Source organism: Microvirga solisilvae (genome assembly GCF_022808595.1).
In the GTDB taxonomy this organism is placed as follows: domain Bacteria; phylum Pseudomonadota; class Alphaproteobacteria; order Rhizobiales; family Beijerinckiaceae; genus Microvirga; species Microvirga solisilvae.
Window position 1 is genome coordinate 290,769 of sequence record NZ_JAKUCN010000002.1, and the last position, 25,212, is coordinate 315,980.

The window sequence follows — 25,212 nt, forward strand, 5'->3', positions numbered from 1 at the left end:
CGGAGTTCGACTGCATTCAGGCCGGATTTCTCATTTTCCATTCCGCGAAATCCTCCTCGAATTCCTTTGCGTCGATGGAATATCCCTCATTGTAATATTTGGTGCCGCAGCGTCCGAACGGCCCCTCGATCACCTCGAACTTTGCCGGATCAGCGCCGCGAACAACCGTACCATAGGCATAGACGCGATCTTTGTCGCGGGCATAGCAGATGCCCAACTGCTCGAAAGTGGCGGCATCCATCTTCTTCACTTCGTTGAACCGATAGATGTGCGCCTTGTCCCGCGCCCATACGCCGGCCTTATCCGCCCCTGTGCTATCACGGTAGCCTTCCAGCACGTGGAAGGTTTCGGGGTCGGCTTTGTTCAGCTTGCGGCCGCAGCAGAAGATGGTGCTGTTGTCTCGTGCGTAAATTTTGCTGAGCACGACGAAGCTCGCCGGATCGGCCTTGATGGGAACATCCGACGTGCGTGTCATGTCGTTGCCTCGCTCACGCCAACACGGCTGACCATCAATGATCACATGTCCCCATGCGATCTCAGGTGCGACTTCAGGACGAGGGTCGGGCTCCTCCGCATGCGGTTTGTTCCACCAGCGCTCGGGATCGGGATCATGCTGGCGAAGCGCGGTGCGATCCGCTTCGCGGCGCGGATCGGTGAGGAACCTCTCACGATCTTTGGCCGAACTCCGCGATGTTCTCCAGTAGAGGCCTGTTGAGTCTGCTGCTACGTAATTGTCGTTCAACACGACGAAGGTTGCTGGATCAGAATCGAACAACTCTGTTGTTTCGAAATAGACCGCGCGCTTGTCGCAGCTGTAGGACACGGGCGTCTCCGGGCCGAGGACAGGAGCGGGGCGCCACGTTGCGGGGTCCGCGCCTTTGATCGGCTGGCCCATGTAATAGATATGATTGGCATCCCTCGCGATGTAGCGTGAACCGCTGACGATCTCGAAGGTGAGAACATCCGCGCCTTGAAGCAGCGTGCCGTTGAAGGCAACGCGCTTGGCGTCGCAAGCATAAGCGCCATCGAGAAGGCGCGTCGTCTTCGGATCGAAGCGCGCGACCTTCACCAGCTCAAGCGTTTTCGAGCGCAGATTGAAGCGCCGCGCCCAGACGGAATTTCTGTCGACAGCATAGCGGGGGCGCAGCCAAGGATCATCGTTTTCCGAATAGCCGATCCACCTGAAACTCGCCGGATCGGCGTCCGCGACCGGCTCGTCATACATGTAGATCGCTTCTTTATCGCGCCCGAGATTCTTGTCGATGGCCTCGAACGCATCGAGATCGCGGAGGGTGAGGGGCCAGAGCTTGTCGCCCGTTCCACGAAGAACAATTCCCTCCGCCGTGCGGAAATAATGGCTGGGCTCTCCGTCGACGGTAAGGATGGGCTGCATAGGTTTCTCTTTGCTGGACGCAACAGGTGCCTACGGTAGCGTGTGGCTTGGCTCTCATGCAACACTATCCTCATCCTGAGGAGCAGACGCAGTCTGCGTCTCGAAGGAGGCTCCAGCGTTCTCTGAAACATCCTTCGAGACGCCGCTACGCGGCTCCTCAGGATGAGGGCAGAGGGTTGTTTTGAGTCGTGTCCTCAAAACAAGAATGGCCGGGACGAGCCCGGCCATTCCGCAATCGCGATTATTCGAGACTTAAAGCCCGAGTTTCTTCTTGCGCTGGGCGAGTGTGCGCAAGCGCAGCGCGTTGAGCTTGATGAAGCCCGCGGCGTCGCGGTGGTCGTAGGCGACGGCGCCTTCCTCGAAGGTCACGAGGTCCTGGTCGTAGAGCGTGTAGGGGCTCTGGCGGCCGATGAGGTGGACGCCGCCCTTGTAGAGCTTCAGCGTCACTTCGCCGGTGACGAATTCCTGGGACTTGTCGATCATGGCCTGCAGCATCTCGCGCTCCGGCGAGAACCAGAAGCCGTTATAGATGAGCTCGGCATATTTCGGCATGAGCTCGTCCTTCAGATGCGCTGCGCCGCGATCGAGCGTGATCGACTCGATGCCGCGATGGGCGAGGTGAAGGATCGTGCCGCCGGGCGTCTCGTACATGCCGCGACTCTTCATGCCCACGAAGCGGTTCTCGACGAGATCGAGACGGCCGATGCCGTTGATCTTGCCGAGCTCGTTGAGCTTCGCGAGCAGGTCGGCGGGGCCCATCTTCTTGCCATCGATGGCGACGGGATCGCCCTTCTGGAACTCGATCTTGATCACGGTCGGCTTGTCGGGCGCAGACTCGGGATCGTTGGTGCGCGAATAGACGTAATCCGGCACGTCGAGCGCGGGATCTTCCAGCACCTTGCCCTCGGAAGAGGCGTGCAGGAGGTTGGCGTCGACGGAGAACGGAGCCTCGCCGCGCTTGTCCTTGGCGATCGGAATCTGGTGCTGTTCGGCAAACGCGATCAGCTGCTCGCGGGAGCGCAGGTCCCATTCGCGCCAGGGGGCGATAACCGTCACGTCGGGCTTCAAGGCATAGTAGCCGAGCTCGAAGCGCACCTGGTCGTTGCCCTTGCCGGTGGCGCCATGCGAGACGGCGTCCGCGCCGACCTTCTCGGCGATCTCGATCTGCTTCTTGGCGATCAGCGGGCGGGCGATGGAGGTGCCGAGCAGGTACAGGCCCTCGTATTGCGCGTTGGCGCGGAACATCGGGAACACGTAATCGCGCACGAATTCGTCGCGCAGGTCCTCGATGAAGATGTTTTCCGGCTTGATGCCGAGAAGTTCGGCCTTCTTGCGGGCGGGCTCCAGCTCCTCGCCCTGGCCGAGATCGGCGGTGAAGGTCACCACCTCGCAGCCATAGGTGGTCTGCAGCCACTTGAGGATGATGGAGGTGTCGAGGCCGCCGGAATAGGCGAGCACGACCTTGTTCACGCGCTTGTCAGCCATGGTCGAAGTTCCAATGAGAAAGGTGCTCGCGACTTAGCCGGGAAGGCTTTTCAGCGCAACGGCAAAAACTTAAGCGCGATATGCTTTGGCGGCATTGCTGCTCGTCCAAAGGGATGCCTGTCCAAGCGGCACGGGGTACCTTAGCTCTTCAACGGAGTGTACAGAGAGAAATGTCCATGCTCCGCCGTCCGATCTTCGAGTTCTGGTACGAATTCGCGTCCACCTATTCCTACCTCGCCGCCATGCGCATCGAGCAGCTGGCGGAGGAGGCAGGCGTGGAGGTTGTGTGGCGGCCGTTCCTGCTCGGGCCCATCTTCCAGGCGCAGGGCTTGGAAAACTCACCCTTCAACGTCTATCCCGACAAGGGCCGCTACATGTGGCGCGACATGGAGCGGGAGGCGGTGCGTATCGGGCTGCCGTTCTACCGGCCCAAGAGCTTTCCCCAGAACAGCCTGCTGGCCGCCCGCATCGCCGCCCTCGGCACGGAGACCGGCTGGACGCCGATTTTCACCAAGGCCGTCTACATGGCCGAATTCGGGGAGGGGCGGGATATCTCCGACCGGGAGGTGCTTGTCGGCATCCTCGACGGCCTCGGGCTCGATCCGGAAGACATCATCGCCGAGGCTCAATCCGACGCCAACAAGACCCGTCTGCGCCGCTTGAGCGAGGAGGCGCAATCCCGCGGCATCTTCGGCGCGCCCACCTTCTTCGCCGAGGACGGCGAGATGTTCTGGGGCAACGACCGCCTGGAGCAGGCCCTCGACTGGGCCGTCACCCAGGCGAAGCGCTCGGAGATTCCCCTTTAAGGGGCTTCGTTGATCCGCTCCACATCGGCCTTCGACAGGCCGAGATCGGCGAGAGCCGCGTCGTCCAGGCGATAGAGCGCCCGGCGGCTTGCCCGGTCGTCGAACAGGGCCTCGACCTTCATCAGAAGCTGCAGCCAGGGGATCGTCTTCGGGGTCCGGTGCGTCGCCGGCAAAAGATTTTCTACGGAAAGGGTGGCGGCCATGGAAATCTCCTCCAAAGCGTGATTTGCTAGGGGGAGAAATGCTCCTCTCCGGGGCCGTTTTCAAACGAGAAGTCCTTGCGCTTTGCCCAAGCAGAACTTGGGCATTAACCTTTGAGAAACCATGTCCCGCCGCCGCCTTCCGCCGCTCAACGCCTTGCGCGCCTTCGAGGCCGCCGCCCGCCACCTGAGCTTCGAAAAGGCGGGCGACGAGATCGCCGTGACCGCGAGCGCCGTGGGTCAGCAGGTGAAGCAGCTCGAGGCCTGGCTCGGAAAACCGCTTTTCACGCGCCTGCCCAGCAAGGGCGTTGTCCTCACGGCCTTGGGCGCTCGCTATGCGGCCTCGCTCACCGAGGCCCTCGACATCCTGCACGAGGCCACCGGCCGGGCCCTCAAGCCCGAAACGTCCCGGTCGATTACGGTGAGCACGATCCCGAGCTTCGCCACCGCCTGGCTGATCCCGCGCCTCGGCTCCTTGAGGGAACGCCATCCGGAGCTGGAAATCCGGGTGTCCATCTCCATGGAGCGCACCGATTTCGCCCATGACGACGTGGATATCGTGATCCGTCTCGGCAAAGGGCATTATCCGGGCCTGCGCACGGATCTCCTGGTGGAGGAGATGTTCTTTCCGGTCTGCAGCGCGAGCCTCGTGAACGATGCGAAACATCCTCTGCGCGAGCCGGCGGATCTCCTGCATCAGACCTTGCTGCATGAAAGCGCCGAGCTGCCCGATTACGTGACCTGGGAGCGCTGGCTCGCCGCCATCGGCGTCAAAGGGGTGGATACCAGCCACGGTCCGCGCTTCTCGCACACCTTCCTGGCCCTTCAGGCGGCCGCGTCCGGCCAGGGCGTAGCGCTCGCCACCAACGTGCTGATCGGCGATTATCTGCAGGCCGGGCGGCTCGTGCGGCCTTTCCCGCAGGAGGTGAGGGGCAGCAATCAGTATTACGTCGTCTGCCCCGAGACGACGGCCGACCGGCCCGACCTCGCGGCCTTCCGCACCTGGCTTCTCGACGAGGCGGCGGAGCAGAACCGGGTGCAGGCGAGATAGGGGGAAAGTCTTGAGAATGAACTGGATTTATTCGCTCGCAGCGGCATTCGGGTTAATGATGATCACCTCCGCTCAGGCCCAAAGAACCCCCGAGGCAACCCATTGCCGATCCGACGAGGTCACCGTTTTCACATGCCCCGTGGGTAAGAAAACCGTGTCGCTCTGCGCCTCGCCCGACCGCTCGTTTTCCTCCGGCTCTCTGCAGTACAGATTCGGAAGAATAGGGGCGGTCGAGTTGAGCTATCCCGAGAAGCCCTTGCCACCACGGGAAGCCTTTACCGGCGGCCTTTTCGGAGGGCACAGCTACGTCCGCTTCACAAATGCCGGAGCAACCTACACGGTTTATCGGTACAGCTGGGTCGGCTCCCAAGCAGACGGTCTTGCCGTCAGCAGAGGGGGCAAGAAGCTTTTCGACGTGGAATGCCCGAACTTTGCCGATGTCGACACCAAATGGTGGGTTGCCATCGACAAGGACGCCCTGCCCAACGATCCGGACGAAACCACCATTCCCTGAGCAAATCCTTGAAAGCCTTTTTGATCGCAGGCCGTTTCGACGGGGCGACCGATAGTAACGATGCGATGGATGACATTGAAGGAGCGCTCGATCATGGAACGAATTGAGGTGTCCGATCTGTTGACGAAGGTCGCATGGGCTTCTCTGCCCCAGCCGGGCAGTAACGCTCCCGATGAGGCTCCAAAGGCGCTCCTGGCTGTTGCCAATGCCGCCGATAAACAGAGCGCAGAGCGCGCATATCACAAGCTGCTCTATGCAGCGGGGAATAATCACGATGGAAGCTATTATCCTATCGTGCTTTTCATGCTTCCCGTTCTAGAGAGGATCATACGAGACCAAGCCAATTGGCCTGCCTTTGCGGCTCTCAATGCCCTGATTGATCTCTATTGCAGCTTTAGCCCACACTCCGGATACGAGGCTTTCGTCGATTCAAGCGGAGCAGTCAAAGAAGTTGAGCCTGCCTTGAGAAGCGCAGTTCTCCGGCTCAGACCACTTCTCGAAGAGATTGTCGCCGATACCGAGACAGGGGTTGAAAGGCGCGCCGCCGCTCAGGAATTGCTTGAAACCATTTCCGGCCCATGACCGAAATCCCAATATCCTTGAAAGCCTTGTGATCCAAGGCCATTTGGGCTAAAGGAACGCCTATCCGACAGACATTGACGGTCAGCGTTCATGTGAGGGTGCGTGATCCGCACCCTTGAGGCGTTCCGCTAAAGTCTTGACGATAAAAGCGTTTCCATCCGCCGGCACTACGCCGGCCCGCTGATAAAGCGGTATGCCTTGGACATGGCCCTAAAGGGGCGTCCCGGGCAGCGGCGGAGGGGAGCGATCCATTAACACCAGCCGCCGGCGTTGCCCCTTGAACGAGGGCCATTCAGGAGAACCTATGTCTGCAGCTTTCCAGCAGCCGAGCCGTGAAGATTTCGCCGCTCTGCTCGAAGAATCCTTCCGCACGTCCGAGATCAGCGAAGGCTCGGTTGTGAAGGGTAAGGTGGTCGCCATCGAGAAGGATGTCGCGGTCATCGATATCGGCGCCAAGACCGAAGGTCGCGTCGCTCTGAAAGAATTCACCGGCCCCAATCGCGAGCGTGAACTGAACGTCGGCGATGAGGTCGAAGTCTATGTCGAGCGCATCGAGAATGCGCTGGGCGAAGCCGTCATCTCGCGCGACAAGGCTCGCCGCGAAGAGTCGTGGGTGAAGCTCGAGAAGGCCTTCGAGGCCCAGGAGCGCGTCAACGGCACCATCTTCAACCAGGTCAAGGGCGGCTACACGGTCGACCTCGACGGCGCCGTGGCGTTCCTGCCCCGCTCGCAGGTCGATATCCGCCCGGTTCGCGACGTCACCCCGCTCATGGGCGTGGCTCAGCCGTTCCAGATCCTCAAGATGGACCGCCGCCGCGGCAACATCGTCGTGTCGCGCCGTACGGTTCTCGAAGAGAGCCGCGCCGAGCAGCGCTCCGAGCTCGTGGCCAACCTCGAAGAGGGTCAGGTCATCGACGGCGTGGTCAAGAACATCACCGAGTACGGTGCGTTCGTTGATCTCGGCGGCATCGACGGCCTCCTGCACGTCACCGACATGGCATGGCGCCGCGTGAACCATCCGTCCGAGGTCGTAACCATCGGCCAGACGGTGAAGGTGAAGATCATCAAGATCAACCACGACACGCACCGCATCTCGCTCGGCATCAAGCAGCTGCTCGCCGATCCGTGGGAGGGCATCGCCGCCCGCTACCCGGTTCAGGCCAAGCTGAAGGGCCGCGTCACGAACATCACCGATTACGGTGCGTTCGTTGAGCTGGAGCCGGGCATCGAAGGCCTGATCCACGTCTCCGAGATGTCCTGGACGAAGAAGAACGTTCACCCCGGCAAGATCATCTCCACCTCGCAAGAGGTTGAGGTCGTGATCCTCGAAGTCGATCAGGTGAAGCGCCGCATCTCGCTGGGTCTGAAGCAGACGCTGCAGAACCCGTGGGAAGCCTTCGCCGAGAAGCACCCTGTCGGCTCCGAAGTCGAAGGCGAGGTGAAGAACAAGACCGAGTTCGGTCTCTTCATCGGCCTCGAGAACGACGTCGACGGCATGGTCCACCTCTCCGATCTCGACTGGAACCGTCCGGGCGAGCAGGTCATCGACGAGTTCAAGAAGGGCGACATGGTTCGCGCTCAGGTTCTCGACGTTGACGTGGAGAAGGAGCGCATCTCGCTCGGCATCAAGCAGCTGGCCGGCGATCCCTTCGCCGAAGCCGGTGAGTTCAAGAAGAACCAGGTCGTCACCTGCGAGATTCTCGAGGTGAAGGACGGCGGTCTCGAAGTGAAGATCGTCGATACCGACCTGACCACGTTCATCAAGCGCTCCGAGCTTGCTCGCGATCGCGGCGATCAGCGTCCGGAGCGTTTCGCTGCCGGTGAGAAGATCGACGCCCGCGTCACGCAGTTCGACCGCAAGGCTCGCCGCGTCACCCTCTCCATCAAGGCCCTCGAGGTCGCTGAGGAGAAGGAAGCCATGGCTCAGTACGGCTCGGCCGATTCGGGTGCGTCGCTCGGCGACATCCTCGGCGCCGCCCTGAACAAGGCTGGCAAGAAGTAATCTCGCTCCGACATTCGGAGTGTGATGGATCCCCGGGCTGAAAAGCCCGGGGATTTTTTGTTTTGGGGGTCATGAAGCGCCGCTTCCTCCCTCTCCCCTTTGCGGGAGAGGGTGCCCTGCGAAGCAGGGTGGGAGAGGGGGCGTCTTTCCGAGCACGGCCCCTCTCCCGGCTCGCGCTGCTCGCCACCCTCTCCCGCAGAGGGGAGAGGGTGCGCGCACATCGCGTAGGTTTTTTATTGGTCGCATGTCTTGCCGCCCTATCTGCCTTCGCAATAGGGTGCTGCCTCCGCACATCAGTGAACCGAGTGAGTGACGAACCGATGTCCATCGATGCCGAAGCCATTGCCGATCGTCGCCGGCTGCGCCGCAAGCTCTCCTTCTGGCGCATCGCCGGGTTCTCCGGCCTGATCGCCGCCGTTGCCGCCTTGGGTTATGCCGCGGCCGACCGGATGGGCTACGGGGCCGTGCAGCAGCAGATCGCCCGCATCTCCATCGACGGGGTGATCACGGGCAATCAGCGTCTGGCCGATCTCATGCAGCGGGTGGGGGATTCGAGCCTCGTGTCAGGCGTCGTGATCTCCATCAACAGCCCCGGCGGCACCACGACGGGCTCCGAAGAGCTGTTCCGCAACATCCGCCGCCTGGCCGAGAAGAAGCCCGTGGTGACCTTCGTCGACGGCACGGCGGCCTCCGGCGGCTACATCACGGCGATTGCCTCCGACTACATCGTCGCCCGCGAAACCTCGCTCGTCGGCTCCATCGGCGTCCTGTTCCAGTACCCGGACGTGTCCGGCCTGCTCGGCAATGTGGGCGTGAAGGTGGAGACGATCAAATCCGCTCCCCTTAAAGCGGAGCCGAACCCGTTCACGCCGACGAGCCCTGAGGCCCGCGCGGCCATGCAATCCGTCGTCGGCGATACCTATGACTGGTTCAAGACGCTCGTGCGCGAGCGCCGCCGCATGAACGAGGCCGAGCTGACCTCAGCCTCCACGGGCCAGGTGTTCAGCGGTCGCCAGGGCGTGCCGATGAAGCTCGTCGACAAGCTCGGCAACGAGCGCGATGCGGTCGCCTGGCTCGAGCAGGAAAAGAAGGTTCCCAAGGACCTGCCGATTCGCGATTGGAAGCCCCGTTCCGACCGGGAGTTCTCCGTTCTCGCCATGACGGCGACGGCGGTGGATCTCTTAGGCTTCGAAGGTGCTGCAGAGGTCCTCCGAAGGAGTGAGGCTCATGCGGAAATCGCCCGGCTTGACGGTCTGCTGGCTGTCTGGCAACCTTCCGAAAAATAAAGCTCCATCAAAGATATAGCTGTCCATGATCAAGTCAGAACTCGTGCTCAAGATCGCCGAGCAGAACCCGCATTTGTATCAACGCGACGTGGAGAAGATCGTGAATGCGATCCTCGACACCATCGCCGATGCGCTCGCCCGAGGCGACCGGGTAGAGCTGCGCGGCTTCGGAGCCTTCTCCGTGAAGAAGCGCGATGCGCGCACGGGCCGCAACCCGCGCACGGGTGCATCCGTTTCCATCTCCGAGAAGGTCGTTCCCGTGTTCAAGACGGGCAAGGAAATGCGCCAGCGCCTCAATGCTCCGGCTTCCAAGGTGCTGAAGGCAGCCGCTGCCCAATAACCATTGAAGAGGTGCTCGTGATTCGCTTCCTGAAGGCGCTCATTCTCCTGCCGATCGCGATCGTGGTGGTTCTGCTGGCGGTCGCAAACCGCGCGCCGGTGACCCTGTCGCTGGATCCGTTCTCGCAGGACGCGCCGGAATTCGCGATGCAGGTGCCGCTCTTCGCCGTGATCTTCGCGGCTGTCGCTTTGGGCATCGTCATCGGCGGCACCGCAAGCTGGCTTGCTCAGGGCAAGACGCGGAAGGCCCGCCGCCGTTATCGCCGCGAGGCGGATCAACTGCGCCACGAGACCGAACGTCTGCGCAGCCAGAATTCGGCTGCAGGCCTGCCCGCGACGCTGCCGTCCCCGCAATCGTCGGGCTTCTAGTTCCTCAAAGTTTTTCCTTAAGCCATGCGCGTCATTTCCTCCGCCGAGATCGATCGGGCTCTCACCTTTCCTGCTCTGGTCGATGCGCTGGCGGAAGCCTTTCGCAGCGACATGGTCACGCCGGTTCGGCACCACCACGAGATCGAGCGCGCGGGTGCGCACGGCACGCTGCTGCTCATGCCCGCATGGACAGGGCCTGCCACGCAGGACAGCTTCGTCGGCGTGAAGGTGGTCTCCGTGTTTCCCGAGAACGGGGCCAGGAATCTTCCGAGCGTCATGGGTTCGTATCTGCTCATGAACGGCGAAACGGGCGCGCCCGTCGCCGTGCTCGACGGCACACGCCTCACCGTCTGGCGCACCGCCGCCGCATCGGCGCTGGCGGCGCGTCATCTCGCTCGCGCGGATGCAAGCCGCATGGTGATGGTGGGTTCGGGCGCACTCGCGCCTTTCCTCATCCGCGCCCATATGAGCCAGCGTCCCATCCGCGAAGTGTCGCTGTGGAATCATCGCTCTGAGAAGGCCGAGGAACTGGCGGCTCAGCTTCGCGCCGAGGGCTTGCCCGTCACGGCGGTGGCGGATCTCGAAGCGGCGGTGCGCGAGGCCGATCTCGTCTCCTGCGCCACGCTTTCCACCGCGCCCATCGTGAAGGGCGCTTGGCTGAAGGAAGGCGCGCATCTCGATCTCGTAGGCGCGTTCAACCTGAAAATGCGCGAGGCCGACGACGAGGCGCTGCGTCGCGGCCAAGTTTATGTCGATACCGACGCGGCCAAATCCGAGGGCGGAGACGTGGCCGTATCGATTCAGAAGGGCGCGATCTCGGAAGGCCATGTGCGCGGCACGCTTTTCGACCTCTGCCGCAACCCGCCGGTGCGGAACGACAAGGTGATCACCGTGTTCAAGTCGGTAGGCACCGCTTTGGAGGATCTGGCTGCGGCAATGCTGGTATGGCGCTCGACAGCCGATCCGTCGTAAAATGCAACAATGGACAACCTGATCAAGATCTGCGGGCTCTCGACGCCTGAAACCCTGGAGGCTGCGCTGGAGGCCGGTGCGGACATGGTGGGCTTCGTGCGTTTTCCGAAGAGCCCGCGCCACGTCACCCTCGATCTCGGCCATCGCCTGTCGCTGCAGGCGAAGGGCCGCGCGCAGCGCGTCGTGCTCTTCGTCGATCCGAGCGACGAGGACATCGCGCAGGCGGTCGAGGCCATCAACCCTGACCTGATCCAGCTGCATGGGAGCGAAAGCCCGGAGCGCGTCGCCGAGATCCGCTCCATGGCGGGCCGCCCGGTCATGAAGGCTTTCGGCATCGCCGAGAAGAGCGATCTGCAGGCGCTTACGCCCTATGCGGAGACCTCCGAGCATCTGCTGCTCGACGCCAAGCCGCCCCGCACGGCGCAAGGCTTACCCGGCGGCAACGGCGTCTCGTTCGACTGGAAGCTCCTGAACGGGCTTGACCCGGCTCTCCCCATCATGTTGTCAGGAGGGCTCAATCCCGACAACGTGGCGGAGGCGATCAGGCTCACGAAGCCGAAAGCCGTCGATGTGTCGTCGGGAGTGGAAAGCTCACCGGGCTTGAAGGACGCAGCCAAGATCAAGGCCTTCGTTCAGGCGGCCCGGACGGCATTCGCCGCGCAGCATTAAATTTTTAGGACAGCCCGTGTCAGCTCAAGCCCAGCCCAATTCCTTCCGCAACGGTCCCGACGAGCGCGGGCATTTCGGTCAGTTCGGCGGACGCTTCGTCGCCGAAACCCTGATGCCGAATATCCTGGAGCTGCAAAAGGCGTATGAGGAGGCCAAGAACGATCCGGCTTTCCATGCGGACATGGCGTATTTCTCCACGCATTACATTGGCCGTCCGAGCCCGCTTTATTTCGCGGAGCGCATGACCGAGCATCTGGGTGGCGCGAAGATTTACTTCAAGCGCGAAGAGCTGAACCACACCGGCGCGCACAAGGTGAACAACGTGCTGGGTCAGATCCTTCTCGCCCGCCGCATGGGCAAGAAGCGCATCATCGCGGAGACCGGCGCGGGCCAACACGGCGTTGCCACCGCCACGCTCTGCGCGCGCTTTGGCCTTGAGTGCATCGTCTATATGGGCGCGGTGGACGTGGAGCGTCAGAAGCCCAACGTGTTCCGCATGAACATGCTGGGCGCGAAGGTGGTGCCGGTCGAATCCGGCACGAAGACGCTCAAAGACGCCATGAACGAGGCACTGCGCGATTGGGTCACGAACGTGGCCGATACCTTCTACTGCATCGGCACGGTGGCGGGCCCGCATCCCTATCCCGCCATGGTACGCGACTTCCAATGCGTCATCGGCGATGAGACCCGCAAGCAGATGATGGAAGCGGAAGGCCGCCTGCCGGATTCGCTCGTCGCCTGCATCGGCGGCGGCTCAAATGCGATCGGCCTGTTCCATCCGTTCCTCGACGACAAGGGCGTGGAGATCTACGGCGTGGAAGCCGCGGGCCACGGCCTCGACAAGTTGCATGCGGCATCCCTCACGGGCGGACGCCCCGGCGTGCTGCACGGCAACCGCACTTATCTTCTCATGAACGAGGATGGGCAGATCGCCGACGCGCATTCGATCTCGGCGGGCCTCGATTATCCCGGCATCGGTCCGGAGCATGCGTGGCTGCACGAGATGGGCCGCGTGAATTACATCTCCGCCACCGACGATGAGGCGCTGGAAGCCTTCCAGCTCTGCTCGCGTCTCGAGGGCATCCTGCCCGCGCTCGAGCCCAGCCACGCGCTCGCTAAGGTCATCGAACTCGCGCCCAAGAAGCCGAAGGATCACCTGATGGTGGTCAACATCTCAGGCCGCGGCGACAAGGATCTGTTCCAGATCGCGGAGCATCTGGGGAATAAGCTGTGAATCCCAAGTACCGAGTTCTCCAGTCAGCCATCGGTGCTGTAATCGGGTTCGGAGTTACAGCTTCGCTAGAAATATTGCTTGTTGCTATAATCAGCGGGCTATTTGACGCGAGAATTACAGTTCGCGGCTTAGGGTGGCTTGTGCTTCCTATAGCTGGCGCTTGTTTCGGGTGGAAGGTTGGCAGGGATGTGGGTGTAGAAAGTCTCTTGCTTGCTTTGAGAAAGGCACTGGATGGCCTTAGCTATCATTCAAGGATTTGGGTTTCTGCATCCATTTTGTGGCTAATAAGCTCTTCTACTTTTATGTTGCTCGTTAACCCATTCGGGCGCTACTGGAACTCAAAAGATTGGCAGACATTCTGGCTAGTTCTCATCCTTCCATTAGCAGTTGGTGCATTGGCTTTGAAACTGCTGCACTGGGTGAACAAAGCCAATCGTAATCAGGCTATGGACGATAAATGATCTCCCGCATCGAAGCCCGTTTTGAACAATGCCGTGCGGAAGGCCGCGCCGCTCTCGTCACCTACATCATGGCGGGCGACCCGGACCCGGAGACCTCGCTCGCGATCCTGAAAAGCCTGCCCAAGGCCGGCGCGGATATCGTCGAGTTCGGCCTGCCCTTCACCGATCCTATGGCCGACGGCCCGGCGATCCAAGCAGCGGGCCTGCGGGCCCTCAAAGTGGGGCAGGATACGGTCAAGACCCTCGACCTCATCCGCCGCTTCCGTGCCGAGGACCAGACCACGCCCGTGATCCTCATGGGCTATTTCAACCCGATCTTCGTCTACGGCGTCGACCGCTTCCTCGTTGACGCTAAGGAAGCTGGGGTCGACGGCCTGATCGTGGTGGACCTGCCGCCGGAAGAGGACGATGAGCTCTGCCTGCCGGCGCTCAAGGCTGGCCTCGCCTTCATCCGTCTGGCCACCCCGACCACGGACGATGCCCGCCTGCCGGCGGTGCTCGCCAACACGGCCGGGTTCGTTTATTACGTTTCCATCACCGGCATCACGGGTGCTGCGACCCCCGATTTCGGCAAGGTCGCCTCGGCGGTGGAGCGCATCAAGCATCACACGCCTCTGCCCGTCGTGGTGGGCTTCGGCGTGAAGAGCGGCGCCCATGCGGCGGCGGTGGCCAAGGGCGCCGACGGTGTGGTGGTGGGCTCGGCCCTCATCGATGCGCTGAAGGGCACGCTCGATGCAGAAGGCCGCGCCACCTCGCGCTCGGTCGAGGCCGTCACCACATTGGTGAAGGAATTGAGCGAAGGCGTGCGCTCGGTATCGAAGCGCGCGGCTGCGTAAGGAATAGAGAAGGACCTCATCCTGAGGAGCCGCGAAGCGGCGTCTCGAAGGAGGGTCCAGAAGGCGCTGGAGACGCCTCGTCCTTCGAGACGGCCTGACGGCCTCCTTAAGGCGAGGCTTTCGAAGGATGCCCCTGAAAAGGAAGTAAAGCGATGAACTGGATTTCCGAAGTCGTCCGTCCGAAGATCAAGACGCTCTTCAAGCGCGAAACGCCGGACAATCTCTGGATCAAGTGCCCGGATACGGGACAGGTGGTGTTCCACAAGGATGTGGAAGCCAACCAGTGGGTGATCCCCGGCTCCAACCATCACATGCGCATCTCGGCGACGCAGCGTCTTCAGCTGATGTTCGACGGCGGCACGTGGCTCGATGTGGCGCTGCCGGAAGTGGCCATCGATCCGCTGAAGTTCCGCGACGAGAAGAAGTATATCGACCGCCTGAAGGATGCCCGTGCTAAGACCGGCCAGCAGGACGCCTTCAAGGTCGGCTACGGCCGCGTCGAAGAACTGCCGATGACGATCGCCGTGCAGGATTTCGGCTTCATGGGCGGCTCGCTCGGCATGGCCGCAGGTGAGGCCTTCGTGAAGGGCGCCGAGACCGCACTCGACAAGAAGACGCCTTACGTGCTCTTCGCCGGTTCCGGCGGCGCGCGCATGCAGGAGGGCATTCTCTCGCTCATGCAGATGCCGCGCACCACGGTCGCCATCCGCCGCCTGCGCGATGCGAAGCTGCCCTATATCGTCGTGCTCACGAACCCCACCACCGGCGGCGTCACCGCGTCCTATGCGATGCTGGGCGATGTGCATCTCGCCGAGCCTGGCGCGCTCATCGGCTTTGCCGGCCCGCGCGTGATCGAGCAGACCATCCGCGAGAAGCTTCCCGATGGCTTCCAGCGCTCCGAATATCTGAAGGAGCACGGCATGGTGGACATGGTGGTGCATCGCCACGACCTGAAATCGACGGTTGCCCGCCTGTCGCGCTTGTTCACCAAGGCCCCTGCGGCCGCTGCTTAATTGAAGGTCAGGGCGAGATGGAATCCTCCGATGCGCTGATCGCGCGCTTTCTCGCCCTGCACCCGAAGACCATCGATCTGTCGCTCGGGCGCATCCAGCGCCTGCTCGCGCAGCTCGGGCACCCCGAGCGCCGCCTGCCGCCCGTGATTCATGTGGCAGGAACTAACGGCAAAGGCTCCACCATCGCCTTCATGCGCGCGATCCTCGAAAGCGCGGGGCTTGCCGTTCACGTCTATACTTCGCCCCATCTCGTGCGCTTCCATGAGCGCATTCGCCTCGGCCGCTTGAATGGCGGGCAATACGTGACGGAGGATCGTCTCGTCGAAGCCTTCCGCCGCTGCGAGGCGGTGAATGCGGGCGAGCCGATCACCGTGTTCGAGATCACAACCGCAGCCGCGATCCTTCTCTTCGCGGAAGAGCCCGCCGACGTGCTGCTGCTCGAAGTGGGGTTGGGCGGACGCTTCGACGCAACGAACGTCATCGACAAGCCAGCCGCTGCCGTGGTTACGCCCATCGGGCACGATCACGCGGAATATCTCGGCACGACCCTGCAGGCGATTGCGAAGGAGAAGGCGGGCATCTTCAAGCGCGGCTGCCCGGCGATCATCGCGCCGCAGGATTACGTGGAAGCGGATCAGACGCTCGTCGCCGAGGCGGAGCGCATCGGCGCATCGCCGCTTCTCGTCGGCCAGCAGGATTTCTCCGTGCATGAGGAGGGCGGCCGTCTCGTCTATCAGGACGAGAAAGGTTTGCTCGACCTGCCGCGCCCAAAGCTCATTGGGCGGCATCAATTCATCAATGCGGGCACGGCGATTGCGGCCTTGCGCGCCGCGGGTTTCGAGAAATTTGAAACCTCGGCTTTCGAGGCGGGTCTTACCCGCGCCGAATGGCCGGGACGTTTGCAGCGTCTGTCGAAAGGTCGCCTGCCGGCGATCGCACCGCAGGATTGCGAGCTGTGGCTCGATGGCGGCCATAACGCCGATGGCGGGCGCGTGCTCGCCGCCGCCATGGCCGACCAGGGCGAGCGTAACGATGCACCGCTCGTGCTGATCGCGGGCATGCTCGGTACCAAGGATGCGCAGGCCTTCTTCAAGAATTTCTCCGGCCTCGCGCGGGAGGTGATCGCGGTGCCCATCGCAGGCCAGATCGCCGCTCGTCCGGCGGAGGAAGTCGCGGCCATTGCGGGAAGCGTGGGGCTCACCACTACCATCGCAACGAGTGTCGAATCCGCACTCGCCTCGCTCCACAATTACGTCTGGGATCGCCCGCCCCGTGTCCTGATCTGCGGATCGCTCTATCTGGCAGGTGAGGTGCTGGCAGCCAACGGGACGCTGCCTGAATAGGATAAGCGGCCATGGCCACCAAAATCTTCGTCAACCTGCCGGTGAAGGACCTTCAGCGGTCGGTGCGCTTCTTCAAAGGCTTGGGCTTTTCCTACGATCCGCAGCTCAGCGACGACAGCACCGCCTGCATCGCGATCTCGGACAGCATCTTCGCCATGCTGCTCACGGAGACGAAGTTCCGCGAGATCGTCCGCAGGCCCATCGCCGACACGAGCCGCACAACCGAGATCCTCACCTGCCTCTCGGTGGAGAGCAGGGCGAGCGTGAACTGGCTGGTCGACAAGGCCCTGGCGCAGGGCGGCCAGGAGGTGCGCGAGCCGGAGGATCACGGCGTCATGTTCGGCCGCAGCTTCAGCGATCTCGACGGGCATATCTGGGAGATCATCACCATGTCTTCCGATGCCGTCGCTTGAGACATTGCTGCATTCGATCCCTTAACCCATTTGCGCATTTGCGAATCCTGACGGCGAGGCAGAACCTTCGTGCGCCTGGAATCGATCCGGTCTTTAAAGGAGGCGCCGGCATGTCCGGCGACAAGCGCATGCCTCAATTCGTGATCGAGCGAAACATGCCCGGTGTCGGCAACTCATCCGCAGCGGATCTGAAGGGAGCATCTCAGACTTCGTGCAACGTTCTGCGGGAGCTTGGGCCCGAGATCCAATGGGTCCACAGCTACGTGACGGACGACAAGATCTACTGCGTCTACCGTGCGCCAAGCGAGGGCATCATCCGCGACCACGCCCAGCGTGCAGGTTTTCCCGCAGACCGAATTTCGCAGGTTCGTACCATCATCGATCCGACGACGTCCGAGTGAGGCGCGCCGGTTCTAGTCGGTGTCGAATGCGGGATCGGGAAGATTGTATCTCTCCCAATCTCGTTTCGGGATTGCATTGCCGACAGTGAACTCGAACGCTTGCACGTTCCGCCGGTTCGCGCCGAACTCGCATGTGAATTTCACCTCATGCCACTCCCGGCCGCTGCGGAACGCAGCGCCGTCGGCGATGAGGATGTTTCTGGCAAGCCGCACATCCGCTTTCGCATAGGCGACGATTCGATCCGGCTTGAAAGCCTGGAGATGGGCCGCGATCTGCGCCATCGCCTCGATGCCGCAGAGTTGCTCCAAGCGCGTTTCCTCGTCCATCCGTTCGAGAGCGGTCCGCATGGCGCGGCTCTGCGGATGCGCTAAGGCTGCAGAGGAAAGCATCGTCGTAGCGCGGATCGGATCTGGGCTTTGAGGCATGGGCGCCCCAGGCTGCGCCAAGGCTGGCGTGGCCTCACGCATCTCGGAGGGAACACTTTCGGACGAAGGCGTGCCGACGATGGCCCAATCCTCGGGCGACCAGATTTCGACAGGGATGCTCTCGATGAGCGCGGGCAAGATTCTGGGGGCGAGGAGACTGCCCAGAGCAAGCAGCAACAAGGCGTGCAAAAGCAGGGATGCCGGGAAAATCCAAGGATCATCCCCGAACAGAATCGAGACGGCTCTGGTCGCCTTGGAGCCCACCATACTCTCTTTCATCACACGGCCTCTTCAGGGCCTTTGAAGTGTGATGAGATTTCATTCCGGCAAGAGCGTGGCAGATACGAAAAAGGGGCCTTCGAGGCCCCTTCGTGTTCTTTCGCACCTGAAAAGGATCAGGCTGAGGCCTGGATCCAGCGGGCGAGGTCGCCCTTGGGGGCAGCGCCGATCTTCTGGGAGACGACCTGGCCACCCTTGAACAGCATGAGGGCCGGGATAGAGCGGATGCCGAATTGCGAGGCGACCTGCGGATTCTCGTCCACGTTGATCTTCACGATCTTCACCTTGCCCTCCATCTCGTTGGAGATTTCTTCCAGGGCCGGGCCGATCATGCGGCAGGGACCGCACCATTCGGCCCAGAAATCGACCACGACGGGCTCGGAGGATTGCAGGACGTCCTGCGCGAAGCTTGCGTCGGTTACCTTCACGGTCGCCATCACATCACCTTTGAACTTTTGAAACAGCGACTCACTTCGAGCCGCACAACGATAGAGCCAAGGTAAGAACGGCGGTTTGGGGAATCAAGCAAGGGCTATTTCCATCACGCCGCTTTGATGAGGGTCAGTGCCTCCTCCAACTCCGGTTCCATGAGTTCATGGATGACCGGTCCCGCCGTCCAGACCAGGAAGGTGCGGATGCGCTTGTCCGGATAGATTTCGGAAAGCAGCATCCGGTAGAGCGCGAGCTGGGCCACATAGGATCGCGGTGGCGTCTGGCCTGGTTTGGGGGCACGGGCGGTGGTCTTGAAATCGGCCACCAGCACCTCGTTCTCCAGCACGGCCAGACGGTCGATCTGACCGGAGACCATGAGTTCTCCCTGATCCGTCAGCACCTTGCCGGCAATCGGAGCCTCAGGCCTTGAGCCGGGGCCGAACAGGGCCTTGAGGCCTTCGTGCTCCAGCACGTCGCGGGCATTGGCGATCACCGCCTCGCGAACCTCTTGGGCCAAGCGCGGCGCGCGGGCCTGCACATAGGCGCGGGCCATGGTCTCGCGATGCTCAGGTGCCAAGGCAGGCAGGCGCTCCAGCAGAGCATGGACCAGGGTGCCACGCAGCCGCGCATCCGGCGCATAGGGGCCATCGCCCGGACGCGTCATGCGCTCCGCCGCGCCGAGCGCGCTTGACGGGCGGATCGGGGGCAGGGGTTCAGGCTCGGGCCGGGCGGGCAGGGTGAGCCAGGCCGGGACCTCGAAAGGCTCGAGCGGAGCCACATCCGATTCGGCGGCAAGGGTGCGCGCGAGCGGCGAACCCTCGCGCCAGAGCTCGATGGGGCCGTAAGGTGCCTCGGAGCGCTCCAGGCCGCCCGCCTTCTCCACGAGGCCGTGGCGGATCATCTCGCACCACGCTTCCTGCGGCGAATCCTTGCGGCCCGTCAGATAGGGCGCGATCACGAGACGATCCTTGGCGCGCGTCATCGCCACATAGAGCAGGCGGTTGTGCTCCTCGTAGCCCTTCGCGTGCAGGAGATCGCGCGCCTCTTCCATGGCGCCGCAATCGGAGTTCTTGCCCGGAGACCAGACGGGAATCGTGCCGCCGGTCGTCGTCCTGATCTGCAACAGCGGCGGATCGCGGCCCAGCACCTCGCAGCCGTCGATGAGAATGACGATGGGCGCTTCGAGACCTTTCGCGCCATGCACCGTCATCACGCGCACTTCGTTGTTCACCGAGTCGAGATCGCGCTTGATGGTGTGTGAAGCGGATTCGAAACGATTGAGAAAGACGGTGAGCGATGGCGTCTCCGTCATTTCCGATTGCTGCGCGAAGCACAGGAAAGCGTCGATGGCATCGCCCGCTTCGCTGCCGAGACGCGCGACAAGCTGCGAGCGCCCGCCGCGCGGCCCGAGCAGGGTGGCGAAGAAGCCGAAGGGGCCGTGCGATGCGGCAAGCTCGCGCCATGCCTGCAAGGCCTCGCAGCTGCGTTGTGCCTTTGCATCGCCCGCTTCCGCATGGCGCGTGAGAGCCGCGTGCAGTGACTCGTCATCGGCGCGGTATGCCGCGATGCGAATGAGATCGTCGTCGGTGAGGCCGACGAGCGGCGATTTCAGCGCGGTCGCGAGCGTGAGATCGTCATCCGGCAGAAGCGCCGCGCGGCCCGCTGCCACGAGATCGAGCACGGCGATATGCTCGCCGATATTGAGCCGGTCCGCGCCCGCCACCGGCACGCCTGCCTCCTTCAACGCGCGGATCACCGCCTCGAAGGCGGCGCCGCGCTTGCGCACGAGAACGAGCACGTCGCCTGCCGTCCACACGCGACCCTGCTCGTCCCCCTTGGTGGTCCAGCATTGCACGGCCTTTGCAATGCGGCGTGCGATGACGACCGGAGGCGATTGCTGTTCGGGTTCATCGACGGGCAGAACCCAGGCTTCCGGCTCCTCCTCGGCGGCAGGCGTTTCCGTCGGCCACAATTCCACGAGGCCCGGCGCATGCGGGCGCGCGCTTTCATGCACGGTGCCGATAGCCTTGTCCTCGAAGGAGAGGCCCTTGAAGTTCTTCTCCACCGCGAAGGTGGCATCCACCGCCGAGAGCACCGCTTTCGCGGAGCGGAACGACATGGTGAGCGACACGTCCTCGAACAGAAGCTCGGCCTCGCGCACCTTTCTTGACCAGTCGCGGCGGGTGGATTCGAATTCCTGCGGAGCGGCTCCTTGAAAGCCATAGATCGACTGCTTGGGATCGCCCACGGCGAAGAGCGTGCGGATGCGCATGCCCGCTGAACCTGCACCTGCCGTGAAGTCCTCCGTGATCTTGCGCAGGATTTCCCATTGCTGCGGATTCGTGTCCTGCGCCTCGTCGATCAGCACATGGTCGATGCCGCGATCGAGCTTGTAGAGAACCCAAGCCGTGTCGCCGCGCGAGAGAAGCGCGAGCGTCTTGTCGATCAGGTCCTGGAAGTCGAGCGCACCGAGGCGCATCTTCTGGCTCTCGACCCGGTCGTGAATCTCTGCGGCAATCAGGAAAAGAGCCTGCGTACGCTCGACGGCACGCGCCGCCTTCTGCTTGTCGATGAGGTTCCAGATACGGCTCTGCTCGTCGAGCAGCCTCTCCTTCAACCCTTCGTCGATATCCTTTGTCAGGAAGGCTGACCCCTTGCGGGGCGTTCCGGTATCCGTGAGGAAGACCGAAAGATAATGTTCGAGCCTGGCGGCAGGATCGGTCGCTTCAGCAGCGGCGATCAGCGATGCAGCGCGCTTCTGATCGGTTGCCTTTCCCGCCATCAATTCCTGCGCGATGGCAGGCCAGTTCTCAGGCTTCAGGCCTCCTTCCAGCATCGCCAATTCAATGCTTGCAAGCGTCTCGTCGGGTTTCAGCCCCAGCTCCTGACGCAGGCGCGCGATGCCGGTGACATCACGCAGCGCATCCTTGCACCGCAGAGCGGCGTTCAAGGCATTCATCAGCGCATCGCCCACCGCATCGACGCTGATGATGTCGAGGGCCTCTTTCAGATGCGGGAAGTTGCCGTTCGACGCGTCGGCCAGCACGTTCTTCACGGCCTGCGCCAGCAACTCGTCAGTCTGGCTCTCGTCCAGCACCGCGAAACGCGCGGGCACATTGGCCTCGAAGGGCACGAGATGTAAAAGCCGTTCGCAGAAGGCGTGAATGGTGTCGATCTTCAAACCGCCCGGCGTTTCGACGGCACGTGCGAAGAGCGTGCGCGCCAGCTTCACTTGGGCGCGCGTGGGCTTTTGGCCTTCGAGTTCGGTGAGCTCCGCAACGAGGCTGTCCTCGTCCATTGTCACCCATTTCCCCAAGCGCTCGAAGACGCGGATCGCCATGTTGGCGGCAGCGGCCTTGGTGAAGGTCAGACACAGAATTCGTCCGGGGAGCGAACCTGCGAGCAGCAGGCGCACCACGCGGTCGGTAAGCACCTTTGTCTTGCCCGCGCCTGCATTGGCGGACACCCACGCGGAAGCGCGCGGGTTCGCGGCGCGGCGCTGCGCCTGCTTGGTATAATCGGGAATGACGAGATCGTTGCTCATTCGCCGCCCTCACCACCGCCGGCGCTCGCCAGCGACCATTCCTTCACCCGCGCCAGGTGATCGTATTCGGAGAAGCGCCGCGCATATTTCGGGAAGGGCCGCGACACGTAAGCCGATTCGCCCTTCACGAAACGCGCGATCATGCCCTCGAAGCGGCGGCGGTGCTCTTCCACGATCTCGGCCACCGAGCGCTCCTCGTTGCGCCCCGGCTCGATGAGACGCGGCTTGATCGGCTCGCGTCCGCCGGTGGTGTGAACGTAGAGAAGATGCGGCGTCTCCTTCGCCATGGGGAGGCCCTTGAAGGCGCCTTTCATCAGCATCATCGCTTCCAGTGTCAGCTGCGGCGAGAAGCCGGCATAGACCTCGCGCAATCCGGGCGGTTGGCCGGTCTTGAAATCGACGATGGTGAAGCCGCCATCGCGGCGATGCTCGATGCGGTCGGCACGAGCGCGCAGATTGAAGATCGAACCGTCGGGAAGCGGAATCGAGAGACGGCCCGAGCGCTCGGCATGAACTTCAACGAGGGCAGGGCGGCGCTCGATTTCCCAGTCGAGAAACGCGATGGCGAGACGCTCGAAGCGCGGCCACCATTCCGCATAGAGTTCGGGATAGGCTTCGCGGATTTCGGCGAAGGCTTCCTCGCCGAGACCGAGCAGGATTTCATCCGCATGGGCCGGAATCTCTTTCGGGAAGCGCTCGGCGAATGTTCCAACCACGTCGTGAATGATCGTGCCGCGCTCGGCGGCGCTCGGCGCAACCGCGATAGCCTCCAGCGCATCGAGCTTCAACACATGGCGTGCGAAGATGGAATAGGGATCGCGCACCAGCGTTTCCACTTCCGTCACGCTCAAGGAACGCGGGAAGAGAGCTGGATCGGGCTTCGGACGCGGACGCGGCAGAGCGGGTGCAGGTTCCGGTGTGTCGAGAGTGCGCGCGAGGCGGCGGTAGTGCTCGCCTGCTTTCGTCATGCGCTCCCACACATCCTTGCCGGTAAAAGCCTTGAGGCGTTGCAGGAAGCGCGAGGGCACCATGGGCGAGCCGTCGCGCTTGTGGGCGCGGGTGATCACCACGTCGTGCGTGCCGAGCGCCTGCACGAAATCGTGCGCGGTCTGACCGATACGCCGCTCCGGCGGCATCAGGCCGACGCGGGCGCGCATGGGTCGATTGAGGAATGCATCCGTCACCGTGCGCGGCGGCCATGTGCCCTCATCCAAGCCGCCGAGCACCACGCGATCCACGGAGAGAAGGCGCGCTTCGAGCAAGCCTAAGATCTTCAAGCGACGATGGGTGGAGCGCGGCGACGGGCTCAACGTCTGTTGTTTGGCAAGCGCGGTAAAGAAAGCCGGATAATCGACGAAGCGGCCTTCGAGTGGATGCCCGCCTTCCTTGCGGATATCCGAGTTCGTCAGATCATCGAACAAAGCGGCAAGAGGCTCGAAAGATTGTTCGCTTTCGCTCTCCTCTTCCTCGGGCGTCGCGCAGAGATATTCGAAAGCGCGGCGGTGGTGCTCCACCAGCGCCATCAGATCGATGCGCTCCTCGCCGTGCGCGGCAGGCGTGAAGGTCTGGAAGGCGAGATCGAGCCGCTGCAGCAGCGTGTCGGCAAGATCCCAATCTTCTTCCGTAAGGCGCGCGCGGGGACGCGGCGTGCGATGATCCTTGCCTGCGCGGCGGGCGGCGAGCGCGGCACGCATGCCCTCGATGCCGGGAGAGGGCGCAGGGCCGCGCAGCACGCCGATTTCGAGCACGCTCGCCGCATGTTCCACGGTTGCGCGCGGGAAGCCGAGGCGTACGAGGGGGTGTGCGAGCAGCGAGAGCAGGCGCACGGGGCTCAAATCGTCGGCTGCTGCTTCCGCCGCAAGACGCGCGAGGCGGCCTGCGGGCGTGTCGGCCAGCGGAATGCCCGCCGAGTCCTCCACGCTCAATCCCCAGCGCGCGAGTTCCGCCGTCACGCGCGCGGCAAGCGAGCGATCCGGCGTAACGAGAGCTGCGGTCTTGTCGGGATGCTGAAGCGTTTCGCGCAAGGCAATCGCGATGGAAAGCGCCTCCTCGCGCTCGTCCATCGCCTCGATGATGGTGAGGCCCTCGCAGCCCTTGCTGCTCATCGCAAGACGGTCTTCGGACGTGATCGATGCCCAGCGGTCAGTGGTGTCGGCGGGGCGCAACGCTTCCGAGAGCAGATGGTTGCGTGCCTGCGCCTGGCCCGATAGCTCGCCGAGGATGGTGACGTCGGAACGCGTGATGCGCAGATGTCTGTCGATCAGACGGCGCAGTGACGCCTGCGGATGGCTGTGAACGGGGTCGCTCTCTTCGTCGCCAGCGCCGCCGATGGTGGACCAGCTTTCCTCGTCGAGATCCGTGTCGAGGCCGGGAAGCACGATGGCGCCGCGCGGCAGGCGCGCGATGGTGGCCATCAGGTTCGCGGTGGCGGGCACGGAGCCGGTGGAGCCCGCGACGATGATGGGATTATCCGGTCGCTCGCGGGTGAGGCGGCGTGCTTCCGCTTCGATGAGAGCGGTGCGGCGCTGCGCCGGATCGCTCGCAGCGCGCTCGGCGAGAATCTTCGGCCAGTTCTCGCTCGCGATCTGCACGAAATGGCGCGTGATCTCGAAATATCGCGAATAGTCGGAATCGACCGCCAGTTCGAGGGCATGCCAGTCGATACCTTCCGTGGTTAAGGCATCCATCAGCGTTTCGAGATCGCCCGCAAGGTTCACCGCATCGGCGGGTGATGCAGGCACCATGAACGGCACCTCGGGCCCAAGCTGCAACAGCGCACGGTCCACTTCCGCCGACCAGCGCTGCACGAGGCGGGTGAGGATGAGGCGGCGCTCCAGGGGTGGAATGGGCGGCTTCAGGCTCGCCGCTTCCGCGAAGGGCGTGCCTTCCAATCCCGTCAATTCAAATTCGGCTTCATCCGTCTCGCCGAGCGGCACGATGCGCGGCAGCAATTGCGCGCGGCCCGCGCCGCGTTCCGCCAGAAGCGCGATCAGCGCGCGCGTGGCGCGGCGGGTCGGGACGTAGATGGTGATGTCGGAAAGAGCGGTGGGATCGTCGGAAAGCGGGCCGACGAGGCGTCCGTCAAGCAGCGCCTCCACCAGGGTCGGCAGAAAGGCGCAACCCGGGGGAATTGAGAAAACGCGCGGCGTGCTCGACAAGATA

General features: G+C 63.0%; 24 protein-coding genes. 17 read left to right on the forward strand and 7 right to left on the reverse strand.

The genetic code is table 11. The features are described 5' to 3' along the window. Nucleotides 1–16 precede the first annotated feature (16 nt). Nucleotides 17–1,393 (reverse strand): DKNYY domain-containing protein, encoded by a 1,377-nt coding sequence (locus MJ639_RS05995; RefSeq protein WP_243369397.1) that lies wholly within the window; start codon nt 1,391–1,393, stop codon nt 17–19. Nucleotides 1,394–1,645: 252 nt separating this feature from the next. Then, nucleotides 1,646–2,878: an argininosuccinate synthase gene (locus MJ639_RS06000; protein WP_243369398.1), complete on the reverse strand. Its 1,233-nt coding sequence runs from the start codon at nt 2,876–2,878 to the stop codon at nt 1,646–1,648. 176 nt (nt 2,879–3,054) lie between these two features. On the opposite strand from MJ639_RS06000, the gene MJ639_RS06005 reads away from it, so the two are divergent. After that, on the forward strand, nt 3,055–3,684 hold the full coding sequence (locus MJ639_RS06005) for a 2-hydroxychromene-2-carboxylate isomerase (protein WP_243369399.1): 630 nt from the start codon (nt 3,055–3,057) through the stop codon (nt 3,682–3,684). Here the strand turns inward: MJ639_RS06005 and MJ639_RS06010 are convergent. After that, complete coding sequence (locus tag MJ639_RS06010) at nt 3,681–3,887, reverse strand: DUF1127 domain-containing protein (protein ID WP_243369400.1); 207 nt, start codon at nt 3,885–3,887, stop codon at nt 3,681–3,683. The two genes, MJ639_RS06005 and MJ639_RS06010, sit on opposite strands and share 4 nt — an antisense overlap. A gap of 121 nt (nt 3,888–4,008) precedes the next feature. On the opposite strand from MJ639_RS06010, the gene gcvA reads away from it, so the two are divergent. From gcvA to MJ639_RS06090, 16 genes are all read left to right on the forward strand, one after another. After that, the gene (gcvA, locus tag MJ639_RS06015; protein ID WP_243369401.1) at nt 4,009–4,935 is read left to right on the forward strand and encodes a transcriptional regulator GcvA; all 927 of its coding nucleotides are present in this window, start codon (nt 4,009–4,011) and stop codon (nt 4,933–4,935) included. 16 nt (nt 4,936–4,951) lie between these two features. Beyond that, complete coding sequence (locus MJ639_RS06020; protein ID WP_243369402.1) at nt 4,952–5,449, forward strand: hypothetical protein; 498 nt, start codon at nt 4,952–4,954, stop codon at nt 5,447–5,449. 69 nt (nt 5,450–5,518) lie between these two features. After that, on the forward strand, nt 5,519–6,031 hold the full coding sequence (locus tag MJ639_RS06025; protein WP_243369403.1) for a hypothetical protein: 513 nt from the start codon (nt 5,519–5,521) through the stop codon (nt 6,029–6,031). A 304-nt stretch (nt 6,032–6,335) separates the two neighbouring features. After that, on the forward strand, nt 6,336–8,033 hold the full coding sequence (gene rpsA / locus MJ639_RS06030; protein ID WP_243369404.1) for a 30S ribosomal protein S1: 1,698 nt from the start codon (nt 6,336–6,338) through the stop codon (nt 8,031–8,033). Nucleotides 8,034–8,353: 320 nt separating this feature from the next. Next, a complete protein-coding gene (sppA, locus tag MJ639_RS06035) occupies nt 8,354–9,319 on the forward strand; it encodes a signal peptide peptidase SppA (protein WP_243369739.1) in 966 nt (321 codons plus the stop codon). Nucleotides 9,320–9,344: 25 nt separating this feature from the next. Then, nucleotides 9,345–9,659, forward strand: a complete 315-nt coding sequence (gene ihfB, locus MJ639_RS06040; protein ID WP_243369405.1) for an integration host factor subunit beta — start codon at nt 9,345–9,347, stop codon at nt 9,657–9,659. A gap of 17 nt (nt 9,660–9,676) precedes the next feature. Continuing rightward, entirely contained in the window at nt 9,677–10,027 is a 351-nt protein-coding gene (locus tag MJ639_RS06045) for a lipopolysaccharide assembly protein LapA domain-containing protein (protein WP_243369406.1), read from the forward strand. 24 nt (nt 10,028–10,051) lie between these two features. Further along, complete coding sequence (gene lhpI / locus MJ639_RS06050) at nt 10,052–10,999, forward strand: bifunctional Delta(1)-pyrroline-2-carboxylate/Delta(1)-piperideine-2-carboxylate reductase (RefSeq protein WP_243369407.1); 948 nt, start codon at nt 10,052–10,054, stop codon at nt 10,997–10,999. A 9-nt stretch (nt 11,000–11,008) separates the two neighbouring features. Continuing rightward, nucleotides 11,009–11,668, forward strand: a complete 660-nt coding sequence (locus MJ639_RS06055) for a phosphoribosylanthranilate isomerase (protein ID WP_243369408.1) — start codon at nt 11,009–11,011, stop codon at nt 11,666–11,668. A gap of 16 nt (nt 11,669–11,684) precedes the next feature. Further along, the gene (gene trpB / locus MJ639_RS06060; protein WP_243369409.1) at nt 11,685–12,902 is read left to right on the forward strand and encodes a tryptophan synthase subunit beta; all 1,218 of its coding nucleotides are present in this window, start codon (nt 11,685–11,687) and stop codon (nt 12,900–12,902) included. Beyond that, nucleotides 12,899–13,363, forward strand: a complete 465-nt coding sequence (locus tag MJ639_RS06065; RefSeq protein WP_243369410.1) for a hypothetical protein — start codon at nt 12,899–12,901, stop codon at nt 13,361–13,363. The genes trpB and MJ639_RS06065 overlap by 4 nt, the downstream gene beginning before the upstream one ends. Next, nucleotides 13,360–14,199 (forward strand): tryptophan synthase subunit alpha, encoded by an 840-nt coding sequence (trpA, locus tag MJ639_RS06070; RefSeq protein ID WP_243369411.1) that lies wholly within the window; start codon nt 13,360–13,362, stop codon nt 14,197–14,199. The genes MJ639_RS06065 and trpA overlap by 4 nt, the downstream gene beginning before the upstream one ends. A gap of 152 nt (nt 14,200–14,351) precedes the next feature. Next, entirely contained in the window at nt 14,352–15,212 is an 861-nt protein-coding gene (gene accD, locus MJ639_RS06075) for an acetyl-CoA carboxylase, carboxyltransferase subunit beta (RefSeq protein WP_243369412.1), read from the forward strand. Between the two features lie 17 nt (nt 15,213–15,229). Continuing rightward, a complete protein-coding gene (locus tag MJ639_RS06080) occupies nt 15,230–16,555 on the forward strand; it encodes a bifunctional folylpolyglutamate synthase/dihydrofolate synthase (RefSeq protein ID WP_243369413.1) in 1,326 nt (441 codons plus the stop codon). 11 nt (nt 16,556–16,566) lie between these two features. Next, entirely contained in the window at nt 16,567–16,968 is a 402-nt protein-coding gene (locus MJ639_RS06085; protein WP_243369414.1) for a VOC family protein, read from the forward strand. A gap of 110 nt (nt 16,969–17,078) precedes the next feature. Further along, on the forward strand, nt 17,079–17,369 hold the full coding sequence (locus tag MJ639_RS06090) for a DUF4242 domain-containing protein (protein ID WP_243369415.1): 291 nt from the start codon (nt 17,079–17,081) through the stop codon (nt 17,367–17,369). 12 nt (nt 17,370–17,381) lie between these two features. Here the strand turns inward: MJ639_RS06090 and MJ639_RS06095 are convergent, their stop codons facing one another. From MJ639_RS06095 to addB, 4 genes are all read right to left on the reverse strand, one after another. Then, a complete protein-coding gene (locus tag MJ639_RS06095; RefSeq protein ID WP_243369416.1) occupies nt 17,382–18,074 on the reverse strand; it encodes a DUF930 domain-containing protein in 693 nt (230 codons plus the stop codon). Between the two features lie 116 nt (nt 18,075–18,190). Beyond that, on the reverse strand, nt 18,191–18,511 hold the full coding sequence (trxA, locus tag MJ639_RS06100) for a thioredoxin (protein ID WP_243369417.1): 321 nt from the start codon (nt 18,509–18,511) through the stop codon (nt 18,191–18,193). A gap of 104 nt (nt 18,512–18,615) precedes the next feature. Then, complete coding sequence (gene addA / locus MJ639_RS06105; RefSeq protein ID WP_243369418.1) at nt 18,616–22,050, reverse strand: double-strand break repair helicase AddA; 3,435 nt, start codon at nt 22,048–22,050, stop codon at nt 18,616–18,618. Further along, nucleotides 22,047–25,208, reverse strand: coding sequence for a double-strand break repair protein AddB (gene addB, locus MJ639_RS06110; protein WP_243369419.1), 3,162 nt, complete (start codon nt 25,206–25,208; stop codon nt 22,047–22,049). The genes addA and addB overlap by 4 nt, the downstream gene beginning before the upstream one ends. Between the last annotated feature and the right edge of the window lie 4 nt (nt 25,209–25,212).